The sequence below is a fragment of the Pseudonocardia zijingensis genome (genome assembly GCF_042657305.1).
Taxonomy (GTDB): domain Bacteria; phylum Actinomycetota; class Actinomycetes; order Mycobacteriales; family Pseudonocardiaceae; genus Pseudonocardia; species Pseudonocardia zijingensis.
In genome coordinates this window covers 1-2750 of sequence record NZ_JBHSKO010000064.1, presented here as the reverse complement: position 1 = coordinate 2750, position 2750 = coordinate 1, and the positions used below count along the sequence as shown (strand labels likewise).

Sequence of the window (2750 nt, the reverse complement as noted above, 5' to 3'; positions counted from 1 at the left end):
CTTCCGCGCGGCGAAGGCGCGTGCGGTGAGGACGTTGTCGGAGCAGCCGACGATCGCGATGCCGAGGGCCGGGAGCAGGAGGTCGGCCAGGTCGGCGGCGGTCACCGGCGGCAGTTCCGGGAGGGGGCCCGCCGGGGACCGGCCCGACGAGCTGTACGCCGAGCCGGTCGAGCGCGAGCAGCGCGGTGGCCGCGGCGGCGAGCAGTACAGCCAGCAGTGGCCCGGGGATCCGGGGGAACAGACGTGAGGCTGCCAGCAGGAACGCGAGGACGGCGGTGGACAGCAGCAGGGTCGGCAGGTGCGCGTCGCCGATACCGTGGGCGAACGAGACGACCTCGGTGAGGAAGGTGTCCCCGCTGGTGGGGACGCCGGTCACGTTCTCGAGCTGGCCGGAGATCATGATGAGCGCGATGCCGGTGAGGTAGCCGACCAGCACGGGGCGGGAGAACAGGTCGGCCAGGAACCCGAGCCGGGCCAGGCGCCCGAGCAGGCAGATGCCGCTCACCAGCAGGGCGAGCGCCGCGGCGAGCACCGCGTACCGGTCCGGATCGCCGGCCGCGAGCGGGGCGACGGCGATCGCGGTCATCAGGGCGGTCGTGGACTCGGGCCCGACCGAGAGCTGGCGCGACGACCCGAGCACGGCGTAGGTGGCCAGTGCGGCAGTGGCGGCCCACAGCCCGGCCACCGGGGTGACCCCGGCGAGCTCCGCATACGCCAGCACCTGCGGCACCAGGTACGCGGCGACGGTGAGCCCGGCGACCGCGTCCCCGCGCACGGCCCCGAGATCGTGTCGGCGCACCGCATCGATCCCCGGCCGCAGACCCGCTCCGAGCCGGACCGGGCCCAGCGTGTCAGCCAGGTTCATCTACCGGTGCGGCGCTGACCAACCGCCGACCGGTGAGCCGTCGCAGCGGTACGGCGATCGTGTGGGCGGCGCAGTTCGGTGCCCACAGACCGGTCCACGGAGCGGGCATCCGTCGGGCCAGCTCGGCCAGGCGGTGGGGGTCGAGCACCTCGTACGCCTCGCCGACGCCGAGCACCGACCACCCGGTCCGCGTGGCGGTGTCGATCTCGTCGACCTCGAAGGCCACGACCGCGCCGCGGGTGGCGGTGGCGAGCTTCGCCCCGCCGCCGGTGCGGAAGACGACCTCCGTGCCGTCGAGGAGGTAGCTCACCGGTTGTGCTGCCGGGAGCGCGGCGTCGGTGAAGACGACGCGGCCGATCGACTTGCCGGCGAGCAGGCCGAGGCACTCCGCCTCGGCGAGCTCCGCCAGCTCGACGGTGGCCGCCGGATCCGCTGCCACCGCCCTCAGGCCTCGATCCCCGACCGGCGGACGCTGCGCACTGTTTCCAGGCTCTGCCGGTACTCCTGCTCGTCGATCTCGCCGCGGGCGAACCGCTCACCCAGCAGATCCTCGGGAGTCGGGCGGGCCTGCGGTAGCCGATCGGCAGGTGCCCGGAGGATCCGGGCGGCAGCCACCAGCCCGACGATCACCAGGGCGGCGAACAGGACCGTCCAGATGCTCATGATCGCGAATCCCCAGCCGCTCATCCCCGGGACGTTCCACCACATCACGTCGGGCCTCCTCCACTCGATACCGCAGATGCTCGCGCCGGGGTGCAGGCGCGGCAGCGGACGATGGTCCCGACCTGCGCTGCCGGAAGCCCTGTCGGCGGCGTCAGCGCGACCTGCCGTCCTTGCGCAGCTCAGCGGCGTAGACGGCGGCCTCGGTGCGGCGGGAGAACCCGAGCTTGTGCAGCAGCGACGACACGTAGTTCTTGACGGTCTTCTCGGCGAGGAACATCTCGGCGCCGATCTGGCGATTGGTGAGACCGTCGGCGATCAGGTGCAGGATCCGCCGCTCCTGGGGGCTCAGCGACTCGTAGCGCGGGTCGGTGGGCTCGCTGCCCTTGCGCAGCCGTTCGAGCACGACGGCGGTGGCCCTCGGGTCGAGGAGCGATCCGCCGGCCGCCACCGTGCGGACCGCGGCGACCAGGTCCACGCCGGTGACCTGCTTGAGCAGGTAGCCGGCGGCGCCGGCCATGATCGCGCCGAAGAGGGCCTCGTCGTCGGAGTAGGAGGTGAGCATCAGGCATGCCGGGGGCGGCGTGATCGCGGACCGGACCTCCCGGCACACGGTGATGCCTTCCCCGTCGGGCAGGCGGACGTCGAGGATCGCCACGTCGGGGCGCAGCGCGGGGATCCTGGCCAGCGCCTGCGCCGCGGTGCCCGCCTCGCCCGCGACCGTGATGTCCTCCTCGGCTTCCAGCAGCTGGGCGATGCCGCGGCGGACGATCTCGTGGTCGTCGAGCAGGAACACGGAGATGGCCACGGGTTCTGCCCTTCGACTTCGGAAGGCGTTCCACGATCGCCCTGCGATCCGTTGCCGGGGAACCGGAACTCCACATGGGGACGGGTCGGGACGGCCCATCCGCGCTGGTCCACCTGGCTCCTCAGCCCGCGGCCTCGCGCCAGTGCGCCGCCGCCCGCTCCGCCGAGGCCCCGACCGGGCCGGTGGTGTCGATCGTGGTGGCGTCCTCCCAGGGGTCGGCGGTGCGCGCCATCAGGGTGGCGACGGCGGCAGTGGCGTCGGACGCGCCCGGGGCCCGCCCGGCGATGCGTCGGGCCGCGGTCTGCGCCTCGGCACGGCACCGCAGCTGCACCAGCTCGCTGTTCGTGCGCCACGCGATCTCCGCCGCGGCTGCGCGGTGCGGGGCGGCGGTCCAGGATGCGTCGAGCACCACCGACT

Annotated in this window: 5 protein-coding genes; all 5 read right to left on the bottom strand. The window is 73.7% G+C overall.

All coding sequences use genetic code 11. The annotated features are described in order from the left end of the window. Positions 1-799, bottom strand: a 799-nt coding sequence (locus ACFPL3_RS41930; RefSeq protein WP_379591015.1) for a SulP family inorganic anion transporter, incomplete at its 3' end; no start/stop codon positions are given. 52 nt (positions 800-851) lie between these two features. Beyond that, positions 852-1304, bottom strand: coding sequence for a pyridoxamine 5'-phosphate oxidase family protein (locus tag ACFPL3_RS41925; RefSeq protein WP_343942134.1), 453 nt, complete (start codon positions 1302-1304; stop codon positions 852-854). Positions 1305-1309: 5 nt separating this feature from the next. Continuing rightward, the gene (locus tag ACFPL3_RS41920) at positions 1310-1552 is read right to left on the bottom strand and encodes an SHOCT domain-containing protein (protein WP_343942133.1); all 243 of its coding nucleotides are present in this window, start codon (positions 1550-1552) and stop codon (positions 1310-1312) included. 127 nt (positions 1553-1679) lie between these two features. Further along, a complete protein-coding gene (locus ACFPL3_RS41915; protein WP_343942132.1) occupies positions 1680-2333 on the bottom strand; it encodes a response regulator transcription factor in 654 nt (217 codons plus the stop codon). A 121-nt stretch (positions 2334-2454) separates the two neighbouring features. After that, on the bottom strand, positions 2455-2750 hold a 296-nt coding region (locus tag ACFPL3_RS41910; RefSeq protein ID WP_465269454.1), incomplete at its 5' end, for a P-loop nucleotide/nucleoside kinase family protein.

Excerpts from the sequence above, each read along its gene's own strand:
- ACFPL3_RS41920 (WP_343942133.1), bottom strand. The coding sequence starts at position 1,552 with ATGAGCGGCTGGGGATTCGCGATCATGAGCATCTGGACGGTCCTGTTC.